Raw genomic sequence first — 20810 nt, 5'->3', positions numbered from 1 at the left:
TATAAGTAAAAAAAGATAATAAAAATCTCTTGTGTAGTAAATTTGCACTCTTTGTAGTGATTGCTTTATATTTCTAATCTAATATAAAAATTTTGAGTAATGAATCAAAATCAGATGTCTGAAACGAAAAAAGACCGAGCAAACAACTTTGTGATTATTATGGCAGGAGGGGTGGGCTCTCGTTTATGGCCATTTAGCCGAACCTCTTTCCCGAAACAGTTTCATGATATTCTGGAAAAAGGTGGTACTTTGCTCCAGTCTACTGTCAAACGTTTTGAAAATATATGCTTACCAGAGAATATATTTGTCGTAACTAATAAGATATATAAGAACCTGGTCAAAGAACAGTTGCCGTTTTTGAGCGATGATCAAATATTACTTGAACCTGTCAAACGCAATACTGCTCCTTGTATAGCTTATGCTTCACATAAAATTGCTATTAAAAATCCAGCAGCTAATATCATTGTATCACCCGCTGACCATATCATTACTGAGGTAGAAGCATTTGAACAATCGATGCTTAAAGCATTGGCAGCCACCGCCGAAAAAGATATTTTGGTCACCTTAGGGATTCAACCTACCCGCCCCGACACAGGTTATGGGTATATTCAGTTTGAAGAAGAAAAAGATGAACTGAGCAGGGTAAAAACTTTTACCGAAAAACCGGTCATTGAAATGGCTCAACAGTTTGTTGACAGTGGAGAGTTTGTTTGGAACGCGGGCATTTTTGCCTGGAACGCCCGAACTATCATCAAGGCAGTGAAACAGTATATTCCTGACTTGCACGACATATTTTTTGAGGCTCAAAAAAGCTTTTACACCCCCCAGGAAGACGAAGCCATTAGACGGGCATACTCGCTTTGTAAGAGTATTTCTATTGACTACGGGGTCATGGAGAAGGCAGAGAATGTATACGTGATTTTAGCGGGCTTTAAATGGTCTGACCTGGGCACCTGGAAGTCGCTCTATAATGAATTGCCCAAAGATGAAAACCGCAATGTAATTTTAGGCAATACCATTACCTACAACAGTTACAACTGTATGGTAAAGACACCCCACGAAAAACTCGTTGTTTTGCAAGGCTTACAAGACTGTATTGTTGCTGAGTATGACAATGTATTGTTGATTTGCCGCAAAGAAGATGAGCAAAAAGTCAAAGATTTTGTGGCGGATGCCAAAAATAAAGGTGCAGAATTTATTTAGGAACGTGATCGCCCCGTAAACGGGATTTCGGGCATAGCCCTCAACAATAACTGTCCGGTTTAGAACATATCCTCTTTACTGACTTTCGTTACTTTTAGCCTTTGGCAGAGCTCGGCGCAGCAGGGCTGCAGCCATCGGTTTTCGCCGTAGCTATGGCTACGACTGCAAAAAGTGCCTCAGCCAGCCTCGAGTATACGCCCTCAATCTCGACACTTATTTTGAACATGTTCCTTAGTAATTGATGTTACTCAGTATTCAGTTTCTTGCAATTAGGAGATGGTTGTATGGCTTCGCGGTGCCTCGCTTACAAAATACGAAGGCGAGTTAATTTGATTTTTTTAGAGTATACAAACTATCCACTTAAACTTATACCCCACTGTTTTATTTATAATAATAAAGCCTCTCTGAAACGTTTCAGAGAGGCTTTATTATTTATAAGTTCTTAAATCAAGTCAGACTTGAGTTTGATACCTATCACTGTGACATCATCGGTTTGGTCGCCAATTTCTTTCCAATCTCTAAATTCCCGGTCAAGTATGGCCTCTTGCTCTGCCATAGGTAGTTTGTTACCAGCTTTGAGAATATCCATAAAGCGTTGTCGCATAAACTTCTTTCGTTTGCCATCGGGGTGTTTAGAGGCTCCCCCCAGTTGATCCTGGTAACCATCACTAATGAGATAAAAAGTTTCGTCGCCTTGCAGGTCAAACTCGTGCGATTTGTATTTACGGTCTTTTTTGGCAAACAAACTACCAATAGACATACTGGTGCCTCTTATATAAAGCAGGTCGTCTTGCCCTTCGTGCATATAGTACAATGGGTTTTTGGCGCCTGCAAATACGGCTTTGCGCTCTTTGAAGTTCAGCTTAAGCAATACCATATCCATTCCATCACCTCCCCGCTCATCATCTTCGTCTCTTAAATGAGTTTGCAGGGTTTCTTTTACCTTGGCGTCTAATTGATTGAGAATTTCGGCAGGGTCTAGTACGTTGTCTACATTGATGATTTGATTGAGCAAACTGTTGCCCATCATGGTCATAAAACCACCCGGCACCCCATGTCCGGTACAATCAATGGCAGAAATAATCACATTGTCGCCTTTTTGAGTAAACCAATAAAAATCGCCTGAAACAATGTCTTTGGGGCGGTAAAAAATAAAAGAGTCGGCAAATACCTCGTGAATCATCTCAGGGGTAGGCAATATAGAATCTTGAATAGTTTGGGCATAACGAATACTGTCTGTAATTTTTTCGTTGCGTTTTTCAAGTTCTACCGCTTGCTCTTCGATCATGTCGCGCTGGGCTGTAATTTCTTCTTTTTGCTGGTTAATTTCGGTCACTTTTTCGGACATTTGCTCTTTTTGTTTCTTACGACGACGGCTAATAAAATACATAAAAATAGCCGTAAGAATTGCCAGCAATGCTATAGATATAACAATAAGGGTACGGATAAATACCTTTTGTTTGGTTACTTCTTTTTCAAGCTCAAGCTTTTGTTTTTCGAGCTTGGCTTTGGCAAGCTCTGCCTGCGTGTCTGACAAGAGCTCTTTCATACGTAAGATACGCTTGCGCACATCTGCCTGAAACTTAAGATAGTCTGCAGTATTTTTCTTCAGTGCTTTTTCCAGCCTTTCCAACTCTCGCTGTAGCCTTAGGCGGTCGGCACTACCCAGGTTGGCGTCACTCGACAGGCGTGTTCTAATGGCACTAATTTGTCGTTGAATGCTTTCAGATTTATGATTGAATATAATTTTTGCCTTTTCAAGCGCCGAGAAATCTGCATCTGCATAATTGCGGGTAATCGTAGCATTGCCCTTGTCTTGGTTGGTATTCAGCGAGTCCTTCTCTTCTACTTTGGCAGTATCTTTTTTCTCTTTTGTTTTTTCGGGGGTTACTTCTTTTTTATCAGCTTCCTTTTTGGCTACATACAAATGCATAGAAGCATCTTTTTGCACAAAAACTTTTCCGATAATGCGGTACTCACGAATGGCTATTTTAGCGGTTTTATTAATTGTACCCTTAAGCACGATTTTTCCGCTGTTATTGGCGATATAACTAAAACCATTGATCAATATATTGACTTTTGGGATGGGCTTTTTACTTTTATCAAATACAACTACATTGTTGAGGCGTTCAGCGTCTTCACGATTCACTGTAATCAGCACAAAATTATTGCTTTTAGAGACTACATATCCTACCCCTTTGAGTTTAGCACCAAAAACAACAATATTGTTGCTTTCGTCAAAAGTAAAGTTTCGGGGTAAATCAAGCGTAAAGTATCCTCCAACATCGGTTGTGGCAGGCGGAATTTGGCTATTTGCTACCAGTACTTTTACCCCATCTACGGGTAGTTTATTTTTAGTGACTACTCTTCCTCTTACGGCGGTATCTGCCAATACTTTGGTATAGCTAAGTACAGATACTGAGTTTATTACAGGTGATTGAGCCTTAAGAGAGGTGTTTTGTAGGATGATAAAGGCAAAAATCCCTGATAATAGTGTATAAAAACGGTATGTAAACGTCCACTTGTCTTTCATCGCAATGCTTTAGCAAATCATTTTGGTTGTCCCTTTCACAAAGTTTGCGAAATTCTTGCCAAAAATCCGCAAACATTTATAGTTTCCTAAATTTATCAAAAATAATACAGTTTCCCATTATTATCTTGATTAGTTGAGTATTAAACGTGATTTACCCTGATTAGGCAAAGTAGGGCACTCATTGCTATGTAATATCTCAGGCAAAACTCAGGTATTTATCTAAGAAAATAGGTCAAACTATTTTGTGGCTCACTTCCTCAGCTCGTTTTTCTATTATTTTTAGGTGGTGTTCGGTGTGGTAAATGGTAAAAAACAGTAGCTCACGCATTGTTATTTTGCCTAGCGACGGGTGAGGTACCATATACTTGTCGAGTTCCTCTTCTTTCCACCATTTGTTAAGCCTACGAACCAACTTCTCTTCCATACGCTTCAAAGTAGAAAGCAGCCCTGACCTGTCTTTGCCTACATAAGGTACATACTCTTTTGGGGCTTCAAACCCATGAGCAAGGGCCTGTTGGTAGTCGCTTACCAGTTGTATATAGCTACGGCTTTGACGCGGCTTTGGCAAACCAAATACCCATAACACCATAGATGGAACCGCAAGCGAGGTGGCCACCGGTGTGCTTGATAGTATCAAATGCTGTAAGTTTTCGGCAACTGACCACTGCTCAGCGGAGGGCTTAAGCCGAATAAATTCATCACTGAGGGGGTAGACAAAAGAATGGACAGCGTGAAATTTTTTCTGAAGATGGTCAATAATTTCTTCTCGTTGGTAAATAATTAGCTCGGATTCCATGAGTACCTATTGTTTGTTGATCAGGTGTAGAATATGTTCGTTACTTAAAAATAACGAAAATTACGAGATTGAGAAACATTGTCTTGCTTTTGTTGAATTTAAAGCTACTTTATACTTATTTCATTATAATATGAACTCATCCCGACTTTTAAATAGTGATTGGCAAATCGTTCACTTTGTCCATTGACTTCAAGGTTTTTCAGCTAAAAATATAAACTTGCCTTATCACCATAGTGCTACTATGCAATAGTCCATAGTATTTAGTCGGTAGTCCATAGCTGATTCGAGTAAATGTTTACCTTGTTAAATACTGTAAACCGAACTTGTGAGCTCAACGAAGTTAATCAGTATTTTATATTAAGATTGCTTACTCACTTTATTTTTAAAAGGGTTTCAGTTTTAGCCTACACCAACCAGTTAAATACTGATCTTTCGCAGTGGATATTTTTGGTTAATTCAGAAAAAACACAGCGTTGTTTTATGAGTGCGTCAGCTGGATTCAGCCTTATTTTGTGGGCGTTAAGAAATTACCTTCGGTGAGCTCAGCACAGCGAAGCTGTAGCTATCGGTTTGAGGAATGAAGCCGTAAAAACAGATCACTGTTTGAGCCGCAGGCGAGTTTGAGCTGTTTCGGCGTAATGAAACAAATTTTAGCAATCACAAAATACAGCTGCGGGGTTTAGCCGTAGGCAGAGCTCGCCCCAAAGGGGCTTCGGTTTGGTTCCTTTTGACCTGGAGCAAAAGGAACGGCTTACAAAAAACCAATTCTTAAATGATTAAACCAATTTTGATATACTGCTAAAGTATACAAAAGAACAAATTTTTAATCTGCGAAAGCTCAGTTAAATAGTTTTTAAATTCATCAATGACTGATTACCAGCAACCAACTTTCACCAAAAGTACTGCGGAGTATTGACTATGCTTATTCTTGCTAAACCCTAGTGCACTGGAAACTAAATTCCTACTACATTAGCTTCGCAGAGCTCGCCACAGCAGAGCTGCCCCGATGAAATGAATCGGGATTTAGAAATAGGCTCGGTTATTCGGAGTCTTTAGCTCGCTGACTTTACTTCAAAAAGTTTGCGTAGCTCCGGTTCCGATATACATCGGAATTGTAAACTAACTCTGCGCACTTTTTGAAGTGCGTCAGCAAACAAAATACCCTCGAATAAATAGCGCATTTATTTAATCCCCAGTGCACTAGTCTGCCAGGAAAAAACTTCTAGCCACTTAACAAAAGCCATGATTTTCACAAACATTCAAAAAGGTGAGACGAGTTCTATAACTTGCGACAACAATGTGTATTTGTTTCCTATTTTTTACAATCATTTACCTATTCCTAATAAATCTTGTATCTTTGTAGTCTTGCTTTTTGCTATCATAAATGTCTTAATGAATGATATTTATTAAAGACAGTCAGTAAAAGAACACCAAAGTTGTGGATAATATAAGTTAGTGATGATAAACGGCGTAACCCAACAACTTTTCTTAATAGAATGCTTTCGCAGAAATGAGCAATTATTAGCAAGGTATTCCCAAATATTTTAACTACATAACCCTTTCGTCTCGTAATTTTTATGGCACAAGTGAATCAATCTGAAGTTCTCCCTTTTGGTAAATACAATGTCTTTGATGGCAGCTATTTTGAAGAGACTTATTACCTGATTAATAAGTTTCAACAAAAAGTGGTGGAATTTCAGGCAAACGAATATTTTGAAGATAACCAACAAGTAGCCTTGTACCCTTTTATGAAGGAGTTAGAAGCCAATGGCTTTGGCAAAGTAAGCTTGTACAAAAACGAAACAAAGTTTAACAAAAAAGAAGGACTTTTTTCTGTCTATTGGTATCTGTTTGTGCAAGACGAAAAAATTATCATCAAAATTGATCAGGACAAACTCAAGGAACTTGACAAAGTAGTATTTAGATTAAGCTATATGATTGCCACTGAGTCGGTAAGTGTAGAAGGTTTCATGAAAATAATGAAACTTGCTGAAAGCTGTATCACAGAGGTAGAAGATGATAACATTCGTTATATCAATATTGTAAACTCGAACAGCAAAGGGCTAAAAATGAACCGTTATCAGATCAAAAAGCCACGTGTACCTGATCTTGAGTTATACTATGGGAATGGATTTACTCAAAAACATCAACAGTTTGTAAAAAATGTATCGGCGCAAGACCGTTCAGGTTTGTTGATTTTTCATGGGGCAACTGGTAGTGGCAAAACTAACTATATACGATACCTGATTAGTCGTTGTAAAGCAGAAGTAAACTTCATTTTTTACCCCATCGCTTTATTGCGGGAACTCACCAGCCCTCAGCTTATTCCTTTTATATCTGATTACAAAAATTCGGTGTTGATTCTTGAAGAATCAGAAGATTCGGTGCAAACCAGAGAAGGAAACGCGGTAGACAAGGCTTCTATTGCTAACTTATTGAATATTTCGGATGGCTTGTTGTCAGATGTGTTGAACCTAAAAATTATATGTACTTTCAACACCAACATTAAAAACCTTGACAAAGCTTTATTACGTGAGGGTCGTTTGTTGGGCATTCATAAGTTTGACAAACTTCCGATTGAAAATGCCAATAAGATTGCCGAAATGAATAAGTTAAAGAAGACTTTTGCTGAACCTATGACTTTGGCTCAGATTTTTAATCAACCGCTCAACGATGACCTTTCTGACTTTGTGCGCGACGAACAAAAAATAGGCTTTTAGTTACATAGAATTTGTAAAACAAGTTCAAAAAACCTAAAACGACAAGTACCAAAAAGTACTTGTCGTTTTAGGTTAACTTCAACACTTAATCTGATCGCATAGTTGCAAACTTGCGGTTGTCCGTCTATCTTTAACACTTTTGCCACAAGGTATCTCCTTGACAAAGGCAAGTACACTCATTACCAAAATCAAAACCTGTATGTTACAAATTATAGAACAGCCTTTTGGCAATACGGCTGATGGTCGCCCAGTAGAGCTATATACCCTATTGAACGGTTATAACATGGAAGTGGAAATCACTAACTATGGGGGGATTATTACAGCCATTAAAGTACCTGGTAAAAACGGAAAAGCGGAAAATGTAGTGCTGGGCTTTAAAAGCCTGGATGGTTACTTGGGCAAACACCCCAAAATTGGAGCAACTGTTGGGCGCTATGCCAATCGCATAGCCCAGGGCAAGTTCCAATTAGAAGGCAAGGCATATAATCTAGCCCAAAACAAGGGCAAGCATCACATCCATGGGGGTACCGAGGGATTTGACCGTAAGGTATGGAAGGTAAGAACGGGCATTAGCGAAGATAAAGCAATCTTGCAAATGTCGTATACCAGCCCCAATGGAGAAGAAGGATACCCTGGAAACCTTGAAGTAAAAGTAACGTATTACCTGACCTTAGACGGAAGTTTGGGCATTCAGTACGAAGCAAGCACTGACCAACCTACGGTAGTAAACTTTACCAACCACTCGTACTTTAACCTCAATCTTGCCCACCGTGCCGACATTAAAAACCACCAACTGGCAATAAAGGCAGACCGCTACCTGCCCGCCAATGATGAATCGATACCTACAGGAGAACTAAAGCCAGTAGACAATACAAGTTTTGACTTAAGAACTCCACAAAGTATACAGTCTATATTTGATCAAAAACACCCCGAAATAGAAAAAACCAAGGGCTTAGACCACTGCTTTGTGCTGAAAGACATCAACGCCCCCGAAGTAAAACTAGCCGCCACCCTGACCGACCCTGAAAGCAAAAGAGTGCTTGAGGTGTTTACCTCTGAGCCAGGCATACAGGTATACACTGGCAATTTTTTAGATCCCGCTTTGGGTTTTGCCCCTCACCAGGCAGTTTGTTTAGAAACTCAGCATTTTCCTGACTCTCCCAACAAACCGCAGTTTCCACCTACCACGCTACTGCCCGATCAAAAATTTGTCTCTACTACTTTGTATAAGTTTTCGGTAGAAGATGAATAAAATAAATTTTCAAGGAAATAAATGCCTTTTATAAAATTGGAGTGTAGCCATAGGTGACCAATGGTGTGGTATTTACTTGCTTTAGGTAACCATACTTGAGCAAAAAACATGTATGAGTACACCTAAGGAATGGTGAGAAATTAAATTGCTATTCTTGAGGTAGAGGTTTTGTTTTGAGACGAGGCTATTTTTTGCGCCCATAGCAGTGCTACGGGCAAAAACCGATGGCTACAGCTACGCTGTGCCGAGCTCTGCCAAAGGCTAAAAATAACGAAGTATCAAGGCGAAAAATCACCTCTCAGAGTGTAAATTTATTTTTGAACAATTCCTAAGAAGGTCTTACTAAAAAACTATAAATACTACTGTTGTTTTATCAAGTATTTCAGGCTTCAGATAAGGTTAAACAATTTTAAAACTATATGCGACCATTACTAATCATTTGAGCCTTTTGGGTTTACTTTATAAATGCCTTGAGTTTGATAATATATCTTGCCAACAACAGTCAAACTTTTAATTCATAGTAAATCTTGCTAAATTGTTCAATATTTCGTTAGAAATGAGCGATTACCCAAAATTGACAAGCAATTGTTAAACAAAGTCATAGCACGACAAGTATAATCGCTTTATTAATTAAGGACTAAAAAACTATATATAAATGGGATGCAAGGCATGTGCCTCTGGCGGAGGTTGCGGCACTACATCAGGAGTGGCTGGTTGCAAAAGTAACGGCTCTTGTGGTACAGGTGGCTGCAATAAAATGAATGTGTTCGACTGGTTAGGGAATATGGATATTCCTTCAGTTGAAAGATATGATGTGGTAGAAGTTCGTTTTAAAAACGGTAAAAAAGATTTTTTCAGAAATGTAGAGCGTCTCGACCTTATTACAGGCGATGCAGTAGTGGTTGAAGTACAAAACGGTCACCACTTGGGCTTTGTGTCGCTGCAGGGCGAACTGGTACGCATACAAATGATGAAAAAGAAGGTAGTAGATAATGAAGAAGTATTGGCAATTACACGCCTTGCTACTGAACGTGACCTTGATAAGTTTGAACAAACACAAGCCCGCAACTTGCCTACGATGTATCGTACCCGTGAAATTATTCACGATATGGGACTTAAGATGAAGTTGTCTGACGTGGAGTTTCAGGCAGATAACAGTAAAGCTACTTTTTACTACTCTGCCGATGAACGGGTTGATTTTCGTGAGCTGATCAAGGTATTGGCGTCGGAGTTTAAAATAAGGGTAGAAATGAAGCAAATCAGTTTGCGGCAAGAAGCAGGTCGCCTGGGAGGTATTGGTTCTTGTGGGCGAGAATTGTGTTGTTCTACTTGGCTAAGTGATTTTAAGAGTGTATCTACCTCTGCGGCACGTTACCAAAACTTATCGCTGAATCCCAGCAAACTATCGGGGCAATGCGGACGGCTGAAATGCTGCCTCAACTATGAGCTGGAAACCTACATGGAAGCCCTTGAAGACATACCTCATCTCGATGAGCCACTAAAAACAAAAAAAGGTTTGGCGCAGTTACAGAAAACTGATATTTTTAAGCGCATTATGTGGTTTGGGTTTCAGGGTGAAACCGTTTGGCATCCACTTACTGTACCACAGGTAAACAACCTGATAGAACTCAACAAACAAGGCATAGTACCTGAAGACCTAAAACCAGTAGGTGAAGACCTTGAATTGGTAGAAGTTGAAAAAGTTATTGAACCTGAGTTTAAAGTTGATTTAAGTTTGCCCACTGAAAGTGTAAAAAGATTGAATGGAAAGAATAACAAGAAACCAAGTAAGAACAAACCTCATAGTAGGCGAAACCGAAAACACAGAAAAAACAAATAACCTGACCAAACAACGTTGGGGTTTTTTGTGTGGTTTGCTCTTATGCATTATTGGGCTAAATGCTTGTGACAGTAGCCGAATATTTGAACAGAATGTAGACATTGTTCAAAGTAAATGGTATAAAGACAGTGTGCTTAAATTTACCTTCGAGATTACAGATACCTTAAGCAGGTATAAGTTTTACTACAATATTCGTAACACAGTATCATACCCTTTTTACAATATGTATGTTACTTATTACCTGGTAGATAGTCTCGATCGCAGGATTGCCTCTGATCTGCAAAATATAGATTTGATGCACCCCAAAACGGGCAAACCTTATGGCGATGGTTTGGGTGATATTTTTTCGCACCAACTTTTAGCTTTATCAAATGTTAAATTTTTGAAAAGAGGAAAGTATACTTTCAAAATAAAGCATTATATGCGCCGCGACCCACTGCCAGAGGTGGTATCTATGGGTTTACGCATAGAGAAGGTGCCCCCACTAAAATAATTAGAAGCTCCAACAGGGGTAAACTTTAAGCGACAAGTTCTTAGATGCCGATGCATATCGGTGCTTCAAGTTACACCCTGTTCTACAGGCAACTAACAGGGGGCAAGCTTTAAGTGACAAGTCGCAAGTCCTTAGATACCGATGAATATCGGTGCTATTCCCTATTCCATAGGGAGCTATCAAGTTTGTAAAGTGTTTATTTTCAGCTGCTTACAACTTTGATAGTTAGAAGAGAAAACAAGAAAGCTGAGTCCTATGATAGATTCAGCTTTTCTCTTTGTAAAAGGGTAGTGTAAGTCCGTATGTTAATATATATTATACAATGCAAGAAAAGTTTTTACCGTTTTTCCCGCTAAACCTGGTTGTTTATCCAGACGAAAACCTCAACCTTCATGTATTTGAACCCCGCTACAAACAGTTGATTCACGATTGTATAGAACAAAATACTAACTTTGGTATCCCTTCATTTATCAATGAAGAGGTAGCTGCTTATGGTACTGAAGTAAAGATAGTAAACGTTGAAAAAACTTATGATGATGGCAAAATGGACATAAAGACGAAAGGAGTGCAGGTATTTAAAGTATTGAGCTTTGATCAAAAAACACAGGAGAAACTATACGCTGGTGGCACTGTAGAAGTGATCCCTCACGAAGAAGTTGCTCCAGAAGAAGTAAGCCGGGAACTTATCAGCAATTTAAAAAAGTTGTATGAAATCATCAAAGTAGGTGCAGCTATCAATATCCAAAGCTTCAAAGTGTTGTCGTATCAACTAGCCCATAAAATAGGGCTTTCGTTGGAACAGCAATACGAAATGTTGAAAATTTCCAGTGAACACGATCGACAGTTGTATTTGCTGGATCACCTCAAATCTTCTATCCCTTTGATGGAGGAAATGGAACGCACCAAAGAAATTATCCGCATGAATGGGCATTTTAAAAACCTTGACCCACTGGACTTTTAACAAAACTTAGCCCCTTCATCAAACAAAATATTTGGACTACTGTTGTACAAAGCAGGAATACCAAAAAAGGCAGGCAATAAAACTATTGCCTGCCTTTTATATGCTTGATTACTCAAGGGAAACCTACTTAAGCTTGTAGCTCACGGTAAGCTGAACCACATTGGTTTTGGTGTTATCGTCTGCTACCCGACTCGATAATTTGGTAAGCCCGGCTTCATAACGCAAGTCTATGCCTAACTTTGAGGTAGGATCAAATCCTATTCCTACCTGCAACGATGCCAATATATCGTTGACATCATCCATATTATCAGTGGTATTACCTCCCGACTCGGTTCTGGCACTCACTACAAACCCAAACGCAGGACCTACATATAAACGTACTGGGTTGAGTTTAGCGCCAAAAAGTAAAGGAATGTCAAGAGTTGTTATTTTGGTGGTATACGATGAGTTAAGAAAATTAATGGCTCCTCGCCCTCCCTTTTGAGAAACCATCAGCTCAGGCTGAAAGAAGAAACTTTGTGATATTTGAAACTGAAACAAAGCTCCTAAGTGGAGTCCTATACGAGCCCCATCGTTGCTCACACCGTTGGGCAAAGACGAAAATGTTGCCAGGTTGAGTCCACCTTTAATACCAAAACCTACTTGAGCTTGTGCTACTCCTGTGCCTAACAAAACAAGTAGAATGAATGTGTAAATTCTTTTCATGTGTATGATTTTATTTAAAAATGACATTTAATAAGTACTCATCTTGAGTCCCAAAGACAAAACTACAGGGTTACTCAAAGAGGGCAAAACCTCTAGGGCTTTATTTTTATCTATAAAATAATTCGTATTGTTTATCGTTCTACTGAATTATGTGCTGCTATTACAAACTCATCAGCGTCTAAGTGTGCCGGAAACTTCTCTCGAAAACGCTCCAGGGCTGCTTTATCAAGCATTTTGGTATAAATGATTTCGTCCTGTGTTTTTTCAAACAACACCTCCCCTTTAAAATCAACAATTGCCGAATCGCCTGAATAAGTAATGCCGTTATCGTCTTTGCCTACCCGGTTTACCCCTACTACATAACTTAGGTTTTCTATAGCCCTTGCCTTAAGTAATGTACGCCAGGGGGAACGCCTTGCCTCTGGCCAGTTTGCTACATACAAAGCAAGATCATAGGCTTGGTGTAAGTTGCGGCTCCAAACCGGAAAACGCAGGTCATAACAAATAAAAGGCGCTATTTTCCATCCTTTCCACTCTTTTACAACCAAACGCTCACCTGCAGTATAGCTATGATGTTCTTCTGCCATCCGAAACAAATGGCGTTTGTCATAATAATCATAAGTACCATCTGGCTCTACCCATAACAAACGGTTAAAGTACTGTCCTTTGTCTACACAAATAAAACTGCCTGTAACCACTGCCCCAGTTTGTGCAGCCATTTGCTGCATCCACTTATGGGTGGTAAGGTTCATAGGCTCTGCCAATGGCTGCACACTCATGCTAAACCCGGTAGTAAACATTTCGGGCAATACGATCAAGTCTGTAGGTTGATCGATTTGCCATATTTTTTCCTCAAACATGGCACGGTTTGCTGCCGGATTTTGCCAGTATAGTTCTGACTGAATAATTGTAATTACCATAAAGTAAAGTTAATCGTAGCGTTGACAAATGCCCCGCTTAGTTTTTCAAACTCTTTAAGCGGATATACATACCCACCAGAAGCACTCAGTACCAGTCTATGGTCGTAGTATAAAAATACCCCACCCATTGGTGTAAACTGTAAGGTGTTGAAGCTTTGTTGGTTGAGACCACCAAACTCCAGCCCAAAATAAGGAATTAAAAAATTACGCCGGGGGTTACGTTCAACCGAGAGGTTGAGCCCCAAACCATATTTGAGCATATTAGAAACGCCTACTTTGTTGCTTTGCAAAATACTAATGGTGCCATAAAAACGTAAATGACTAGGTCCCCGATTGTCGTTTTGACGAATGTAGTTATAAATAAGAAATTCGGGTGAAAACCCACTAAAGGTGCCCAGGCTATCTGAAGAAGAAGGAAAGTAAAAGTTATAGCCTCCACCTGGCATTACGTGTGACTCGTGGTCTACAATATATTTACCACTTTCACTTCTTTTAGGTCCGTACGTAGATTGCCCATAGCTCCAAAATGCTACAAAAAGTAGCATCAAGGTAACTGTTACAGTTTTACTCATAGTTTATGATATTTAGGTAATAAATTACGCTACCCAACTTTTAACTTCATTGAACTCAGCACAGTAAAACTGTAGCTTCGGTTTTAGAAATACCGTCCTCACCAACCCATCGAAACCCTAAAATAAGCGGTTTTTTGGGCACCTATATGCCTCGGTATCTAAGGGACTTGTAAGCGGTTTGGTTTGTGGGAGCACAAAATAGTAAGGTAGAGTAGTAATAAATATTCAAGTCATAATATATACCCTACGTTAATCAATGTAGTTGACCAAAAGCAATAAAATCTTTTGTTTGTAATGGCTACTCTTTCAGTATCTGAGCATTTTTCACTAATAACTCTACTGCTCTTTCCATTGTTTCATCTTGCTTGGCAAAACAAAAGCGAACTACTTTTCTGTCTAGTTTGTCGGTATAAAACACTGATGTAGGAATAGTGGCCACTCCTGCTTCTTTGGCAATTCTTTTGGCATACACTACGTCAGGTTCGCTGCTCAGGTGAGCATACGACACCAACTGAAAGTAGGTGCCTTGGCAAGGCAACAGTTCAAAGTCGGTAGCTTGCATTAATGAACGAAACTTGTCACGACGCTCTTGATAAAACTCAGGCAAAGAGGTGTAATGCTTTGTTTCTGCCATAAAATCTACCAATGCGTATTGGGCTGGAGTAAAGTTAGAAAAAGTAACATACTGGTGTAATTTGCGCAACTCAACTGTAATTTCGGGAGGAGCTATGGCATAGCCCATTTTCCAGCCAGTATTATGAAATGTTTTACCAAACGATGAAATCACGATTGATTTTTCACGCAAAATAGGATAAAGTAACATGCTCTGATGAGTGACTCCATCAAAAATGATATGTTCATATACCTCATCGCTGATCAATAGCAAATCGTGATTCATTACTATCTCGGTAAGCTCGGTAATGTCGTGTGGCTTAAGTACTGAGCCAGAAGGGTTATGAGGGGTGTTGATGATGATCAGCCTTGTTTGAGGTGTAAGCGCCTCTTTTACTTGGTGCCAGTTGATGGCATAGGTATTTCTCTCTAGGGCTATAGGCACCGCTTTGCCCCCATTAAGCTCTATTACAGGAATATAAGCATCGTACGCAGGTTCAAAAACAATGACTTCGTCACCCTCTTGTACTAAAGCACTGATTGCCACAAACAAAGCCTCGGTGGCCCCAGTGGTTAAGGTAACTTCTGTAGCAGGGTCAGGGCTAAAACCATAAGTATGGGCAGTTTTTTCAGCAATGCGTTCACGCAAGGGTAAGATGCCTGCCGAGGGAGCATACTGATTCATTCCTTTTTGCATGTAATGATGCGTTAAACGTACCAGTTCTGGATGACAGTCGAAATCAGGAAAGCCCTGCGCCAGGTTTACTGCTTTGTGCTCGTGCGCCCAAGCCGACATTATCGAAAATATAGAAGTGCCTGCATTGGGTAATTTTGAAGAAATAGTTGGGGTCGATTGCATGTTTTTATTAAGTGTTTTTTCAACCATTGAGTATAAAATATATGCTTACTTGTTCTTAAGCGAAGTTAGGATATTGTTTTTTTTAGCTCGATCAAAGCATTTTAGCTGAAAAGTAACAAGTTTGTGTTTTTTTTCCCATATTTATTTTAGAAACTAAGCATAGTTTTACACTAATTATCAATTTTTATATACCATCCCCCTCCTTTATAGCATAAGTGAAGGCATTGGGCTGTACTATACAAACTCTGCAGGAAAATGCTCCTGTAGAAGTAAACACACTATTGAATGAAGAAAAAGGGAGCAAATAACACCTATTTTGGCAATATAAAAGAAGGAGTTCGCTCTTCGCTCATAGGTTTAAAGCTGTCTATCAAACACGCTTTTGAAGCCCGCCAACGAAGAAAACCTGCCGACTCTATAGCTACTCCGGCTTATTTTGAGCAACAAACCGGACGAGTAACTACCCAATATCCTTATGAGGCGATTCCTGTGCCTGACAACGGAAGATACCGTTTGTTTAATGAAATGGATGATTGCATTGTATGTGATAAATGTGCCAAAATATGCCCAGTAGATTGTATTGATATAGAACCTATAAGGGCTACCGGACAAATAGGAACTGCTTCTGACGGCTCACCCATCAGACTTTATGCCGCTACCTTTGATATAGACATGGCTAAATGCTGCTACTGTGGCTTATGTACTACAGTGTGCCCTACTGAATGCCTGACTATGACCAAGGCTTATGACTATAGTGAAGTAGATATTACCGACATGATTTATCACTTCTCAAACCTTACCCCTGACCAGGTGCAGGAAAAGAAAGATTTGTTTGAGCAGTACATGAAAGAAAAAGAAGCCACCAAAAAACAAATGGCACAAGCAAAAGGTGGAGAAACTAAAGCAAAGCCAACGGTAAAAAAACCGGTTGCCAAACGTCCTGCTATTAAAAAAACTACAGAGGCAGGAGCACAAGCTCAAGAAAATGCGGCTACTGCTCAACCCAAAACAGGGTTTAAGCCACGCATGAAGCCTAAAATAAAGCCAAAAACTGGTACAACGAACACCGGAGAAGATAAAAGTAATGAGGTGATACCTTCGGCTAAACCCAAAGTAAAACGCCCAGTTATTAAAAAACCGACGAGTCAGTCAGAAGGGGAGGCAAATGAACCAAAAGCTGACGCCAAGCCAAAAAGAGTGAAGCCAATCATTAAAAAACCGACGAGTCAGTCAGAAGGGGAGGCAAATGAACCAAAAGCTGACGCCAAGCCAAAAAGAGCAAGGCCAGTTATTAAAAAGCCAACAAGTCAGCCAGAAGGGGAGGCAAATGAACCAAAAGCTGATGCCAAGCCAAAAAGGGTGAGGCCAGTCATTAAAAAGCCAACAAGTCAGCCAGAAGGGGAGGCAAATGAACCAAAAGCTGACGCCAAGCCAAAAAGGGTGAAGCCAGTCATTAAAAAACCGACGAGTCAGTCAGAAGGGGAGGCAAATGAACCAAAAGCTGACGCCAAGCCAAAAAGGGTGAAGCCAGTCATTAAAAAACCGACGAGTCAGTCAGAAGGGGAGGCAAATGAACCAAAAGCTGAGGCAAAGCCAAAAAGAGCAAGACCAGTCATTAAAAAACCAACGAGTCAGTCAGAAGGGGAAGCAAATGAACCAAAAGCTGAGGCAAAGCCAAAAAGGGTGAGGCCAGTTATTAAAAAACCAACGCAAAAAAGAAAAGACGATGGCGAAGAAGGAACATCTTCATAAAATAAAAGGGGCAACCATCACTTTTTTAGTAAATATTTAAGTACTCAGTCAAGACCAAATTAATAATGCATAGTATGCTTATTATCAGTCAATTATAAATTTATCTAAAGTACTTAGAATGAAACATTAAAGTAAAAACAATGATATTGAAGATAGTTTTTTTTGGCTTTGTTGCCTTAATAGGTGTATCAACCTTGGTACTGCTGGGCACACGTAAGGTATTGTATGCAGCTTTTTCGCTGTTATTGATTTTGCTGGGTATATCAGCACTGTATGTGTTTGCAGGAGCCGATTTTTTGGCGGTGACTCAAATCATTATTTATGTAGGGGGCATATTGGTACTCCTGCTATTTGGTATTATGCTTACTAATAGACCTCCGCAAAACCTTAGTATTAGATTCAGTAACCCTTTTCAACAAGATGAAACATCAGATGTACAGCCCTTGACCAAAACCCGAAATAATTTGGCTGGTATAGTCTTGGGGCTGGGGTTATTAGCAATACTGGTGTTTGCTATCCATAAGGCTAACCTGGGACAAATGCCTTGGATCAAGCAAGCTGTTCAAAACCAACAAGTGATCAAGCAATCTACAGTACAAGGCTTAGGCATACAACTAATGACCCAATATGTCTTGGTATTTGAGGTAATTGCTGTTTTACTAATGGTAGCGTTGCTGGGGGCTGTATTGATAGCTGGAAGAACTGAGAAAAAAACGGGGTAACACCTATTTGTTCTATCTTTTCGTTTGTACTAATTATGGAAGAAATATACCGAAGTACTTATCAAACCTTTGTGTTATTTGCCAAAGAAGCACTTTTGATAGAGATATGGAACAGTGCCAGTGAAGATCTCAATGATGAAATTTATAAAAAAGAGTTTTTATTGACCAATGAAGTACTGGCACCTTACTTTGACAAAATAGACAAGGTACTGATTGATGCCCGTAACTTTGAGTATCCTATTTCTCCTAACTTGCAAGATTGGCACAACCAACATGTATTTGCCCGAATAAAATCAGGCAGTATTGCTAAAAGTGCACTTGTTACAAGTAAACACATATTGGTACAAGTATCTATGGAGCAAACCTTTGATGCCTTGGAAACAGCCCCACACCAAACAATCAAGGTGTTTGATCAAGTAGCCCAAGCCAGCCAGTGGCTTACTGGTAAAACTATAGATTGTCGCACTACACCTTACCAAATAGTATATTATACTCAGGCAAACGAAACACTTACACAAATATGGCATGCTGACACAGAAAATCTGGAGGTTCACCAGCTTCAGCAAGAGTTTGACGAGTTGACCGATTTAGCAAAAACTTACCATCCTTTCAAACTATTAATCAACGCCCAGGCACTGAGCCACCCTATACTGCCCCACACGCAAAACTGGCTCAACCAAGAAGTTTTCCCTTACTTTTTGATGCACAAGCTCAAATATATGGCTATAGTGATCAGTCAAAATATGCATGTACAGCTTTCACTGGATCAAGCCCTGGAAGACATCAAAACCTATCCTATAGAAGTAACAAGTTTTGATACTCCCCAAGAGGCTACCCACTGGCTAAACCCCTAGTATTTGATGTATGACCATTAGGAGAGCTTTCCCTGCCTGATGCTTTTTTATGGAAAAACTTTAGTAGTTTTGATTTTTGATAACATTTACCCAACGCTTTTCAAATACCCGTGAAAAAAACAATTATAGCTTTAGTAGTCGCATGTTGGATACCTGCCATTGCCCAGGCGCAGGCTTTGCTCAATAAAACCAAAGTATACACTTCATTTGAGGAGGCATTTAAAACCCCTGAAACAGTATATATATTAGATGTTAGTAAGAAAAAACTATCAAAACTTCCCCATAATATTGATCAGTTGGTCAATTTGCAAAAACTACTACTGGGAGAGAATAAACTAAAAAAATTGCCCGATAATTTTATAAAATTGAACAAACTGAAACACCTTGAGCTCCAGAAAAATAAGCTAAAAAAATTGCCTCAGGGGTTTGAAAACCTTCGCCAACTCAAATACCTCGATTTGGCAAATAACCGATTCAGGCAAATACCTATGAGTATTTTTAAAATCAATACTTTGGAAACCCTTCACTTTTTTGGCAATCGGGTAAAAACCATTTCTCCAGAAATTGGGCAACTCACCCAACTCAAAAGCCTGCGGTTGGGTAGTAATCGAATAAGAAAGCTACCCAATAACCTGGGACAATTCTCACACCTAAAAGAGCTACACCTCCCTGACAACTGCTTACGCAAGCTGCCTCCTTCGTTTAACCAGCTAGACTCACTCTACTGGCTCGACTTAAACCATAATTGGTTCCGAAAACTACCCCAAGAACTCAAAGGATTGGATAATCTGCATATTGCGTTTTTTTGGGACAGGGGGTTTTCTAAAAAAAATAAGCGTGATGTAGAAGCTGCTCAGCCCAACACCGAGTTTAAATACGCCCCTAAATATGCAGGTAAATACTGGGGGATATACGCAGGGTTTCAACAGGGTAGTCAAAGTGTAATAGAGGCGGGATTGGTCAAGGGTTTCAAAAAAGACTTTATTACCTATCACTATGGTATAGGTGGTGAGTTTAACCTCAATGGCAACATGCAGGGAGTAAAGTTTGGGGGTTGGGTGAATGCCCTGATTGCATTGGGAATGCAAGCGACATTTTACCTGGATGATGGTCAAAAAGCTGCCGCTATCCGACCAGAAATAGGGATAGGAGCCAATTTGTTTAGTTTGATGTATGGCTACAACATTATTATTGGAAATAATCTACCAAATACCAATCGTCACATGGTATCATTGAGAGCGGTCTTACCATTGGCACCATTGTTTTTTCCATAAAGCCAGGTTAATTACCTTGAACTTGGGCAATACAACCTTTTACAATGAGGTATTGAGCCGCAATGTAGGTGACCATAATGACTAACCCAGCTTGTGGTATAGACACCACAAACTTATTGATGGCAATTATAGCGTCGGATACAACGAATAATAATGCTCCATAAAATACCCATTGAAAACTTATGGGATGAGTACATCCTTTTCGATTGAGCGCAAAAACTGCCATGAGCACAATAGTAGAGGCATATACCAATACTGGAACTGCCAGCTCTTTGAGGTGGGGAAATAAGTAGGCATACAACCCTACGCCTAATAGCAAAAATGGCAAAGCCCAAAGGGGATTTCGGCTTACAAAACCCTTTTGCCCACTCATATTTACCGACTTTTGATAAGCCACTACATACAACACATGAGCAATCAGAAAGTTGGCCAAACCTACCATAAAGAAAAGTTCTGACTGCTTTACAAACATGAGTGATACATCGCCACCCCAGGAAAACACCAAGGCTCCAACAATCAACTTGGCAAAAGTATCCAGTTTCCCTCCCAATTGTTGGTAATAAAACCCCAATAACCAGATCATCAGCAAAGGCTTGAAAATATAATCCAGGGTTTCAGATTGAATGATACGCCCAGTAAGGTCGCCACCAACAATGATCAAAAAAACAAAGAAGGAAGTCAGGTATTTTGCCATGCGTTTATAAAGTATTATAAAACAGGCAATTAAAAACTTAGAAATGGG

17 protein-coding genes are annotated in these 20810 nt (G+C 39.7%); 10 read left to right on the top strand and 7 right to left on the bottom strand.

The annotated features are described in order from the left end of the window. Positions 1 to 99 precede the first annotated feature (99 nt). A complete protein-coding gene (locus M23134_RS11285; protein ID WP_232296802.1) occupies positions 100 to 1203 on the top strand; it encodes a mannose-1-phosphate guanylyltransferase in 1104 nt (367 codons plus the stop codon). 442 nt (positions 1204 to 1645) lie between these two features. On the opposite strand, the gene M23134_RS11280 is transcribed toward M23134_RS11285, so the two are convergent. Continuing rightward, positions 1646 to 3736, bottom strand: coding sequence for a SpoIIE family protein phosphatase (locus tag M23134_RS11280; protein ID WP_002696077.1), 2091 nt, complete (start codon positions 3734 to 3736; stop codon positions 1646 to 1648). Positions 3737 to 3968: 232 nt separating this feature from the next. After that, positions 3969 to 4532, bottom strand: coding sequence for a DinB family protein (locus tag M23134_RS11275; RefSeq protein WP_045113392.1), 564 nt, complete (start codon positions 4530 to 4532; stop codon positions 3969 to 3971). 1577 nt (positions 4533 to 6109) lie between these two features. Between M23134_RS11275 and M23134_RS11270 the strand changes: the two genes are divergently transcribed. The 5 genes from M23134_RS11270 to M23134_RS11250 all read left to right on the top strand — a co-directional run bounded on the left by M23134_RS11270 (position 6110) and on the right by M23134_RS11250 (position 11798). Continuing rightward, entirely contained in the window at positions 6110 to 7252 is a 1143-nt protein-coding gene (locus M23134_RS11270; protein WP_002696075.1) for an AAA family ATPase, read from the top strand. Between the two features lie 199 nt (positions 7253 to 7451). Beyond that, positions 7452 to 8504 carry an aldose epimerase family protein gene (locus M23134_RS11265; RefSeq protein ID WP_157558440.1) on the top strand — a complete coding sequence of 351 codons (1053 nt, stop codon included), beginning with the start codon at positions 7452 to 7454 and terminating at the stop codon, positions 8502 to 8504. A 655-nt stretch (positions 8505 to 9159) separates the two neighbouring features. Beyond that, positions 9160 to 10344: a PSP1 domain-containing protein gene (locus tag M23134_RS11260; RefSeq protein ID WP_045113390.1), complete on the top strand. Its 1185-nt coding sequence runs from the start codon at positions 9160 to 9162 to the stop codon at positions 10342 to 10344. Next, positions 10268 to 10837: a gliding motility lipoprotein GldH gene (locus M23134_RS11255; protein ID WP_157558439.1), complete on the top strand. Its 570-nt coding sequence runs from the start codon at positions 10268 to 10270 to the stop codon at positions 10835 to 10837. The genes M23134_RS11260 and M23134_RS11255 overlap by 77 nt, the downstream gene beginning before the upstream one ends. A 322-nt stretch (positions 10838 to 11159) precedes the next feature. After that, positions 11160 to 11798 carry an LON peptidase substrate-binding domain-containing protein gene (locus M23134_RS11250; RefSeq protein WP_002696067.1) on the top strand — a complete coding sequence of 213 codons (639 nt, stop codon included), beginning with the start codon at positions 11160 to 11162 and terminating at the stop codon, positions 11796 to 11798. A gap of 123 nt (positions 11799 to 11921) precedes the next feature. Here M23134_RS11250 and M23134_RS11245 read toward each other — a convergent pair whose 3' ends face one another. The 4 genes from M23134_RS11245 to M23134_RS11230 all read right to left on the bottom strand — a co-directional run bounded on the left by M23134_RS11245 (position 11922) and on the right by M23134_RS11230 (position 15466). Then, positions 11922 to 12503: a porin family protein gene (locus tag M23134_RS11245; RefSeq protein WP_045113389.1), complete on the bottom strand. Its 582-nt coding sequence runs from the start codon at positions 12501 to 12503 to the stop codon at positions 11922 to 11924. A 131-nt stretch (positions 12504 to 12634) separates the two neighbouring features. Then, the gene (locus M23134_RS11240) at positions 12635 to 13423 is read right to left on the bottom strand and encodes an amidohydrolase (RefSeq protein WP_002696059.1); all 789 of its coding nucleotides are present in this window, start codon (positions 13421 to 13423) and stop codon (positions 12635 to 12637) included. Next, complete coding sequence (locus M23134_RS11235) at positions 13417 to 13995, bottom strand: hypothetical protein (RefSeq protein WP_002696057.1); 579 nt, start codon at positions 13993 to 13995, stop codon at positions 13417 to 13419. Before M23134_RS11235 ends, M23134_RS11240 begins: the two co-directional genes overlap by 7 nt. Positions 13996 to 14293: 298 nt before the next feature. Further along, positions 14294 to 15466 carry a methionine aminotransferase gene (locus M23134_RS11230; protein WP_045113388.1) on the bottom strand — a complete coding sequence of 391 codons (1173 nt, stop codon included), beginning with the start codon at positions 15464 to 15466 and terminating at the stop codon, positions 14294 to 14296. A gap of 285 nt (positions 15467 to 15751) precedes the next feature. Between M23134_RS11230 and M23134_RS41070 the strand changes: the two genes are divergently transcribed. From M23134_RS41070 to M23134_RS37915, 4 genes are all read left to right on the top strand, one after another. Further along, a complete protein-coding gene (locus tag M23134_RS41070; protein WP_002696053.1) occupies positions 15752 to 17218 on the top strand; it encodes a 4Fe-4S binding protein in 1467 nt (488 codons plus the stop codon). Between the two features lie 140 nt (positions 17219 to 17358). After that, positions 17359 to 17940, top strand: coding sequence for an NADH-quinone oxidoreductase subunit J family protein (locus M23134_RS11220; RefSeq protein WP_002696051.1), 582 nt, complete (start codon positions 17359 to 17361; stop codon positions 17938 to 17940). Between the two features lie 35 nt (positions 17941 to 17975). Continuing rightward, positions 17976 to 18794 (top strand): hypothetical protein, encoded by an 819-nt coding sequence (locus tag M23134_RS11215; protein WP_002696050.1) that lies wholly within the window; start codon positions 17976 to 17978, stop codon positions 18792 to 18794. A 110-nt stretch (positions 18795 to 18904) separates the two neighbouring features. Continuing rightward, complete coding sequence (locus M23134_RS37915) at positions 18905 to 20068, top strand: leucine-rich repeat domain-containing protein (protein WP_002696048.1); 1164 nt, start codon at positions 18905 to 18907, stop codon at positions 20066 to 20068. Between the two features lie 7 nt (positions 20069 to 20075). Here M23134_RS37915 and M23134_RS11205 read toward each other — a convergent pair whose 3' ends face one another. After that, positions 20076 to 20762, bottom strand: coding sequence for a lysoplasmalogenase (locus M23134_RS11205; RefSeq protein ID WP_002696046.1), 687 nt, complete (start codon positions 20760 to 20762; stop codon positions 20076 to 20078). Between the last annotated feature and the right edge of the window lie 48 nt (positions 20763 to 20810).

This window comes from Microscilla marina ATCC 23134 (genome assembly GCF_000169175.1).
In the GTDB taxonomy this organism is placed as follows: Bacteria; Bacteroidota; Bacteroidia; order Cytophagales; family Microscillaceae; genus Microscilla; species Microscilla marina.
The sequence above is the reverse complement of the archived record's forward strand: the minus strand, read 5'-3'. Positions and strand labels throughout refer to the sequence as shown.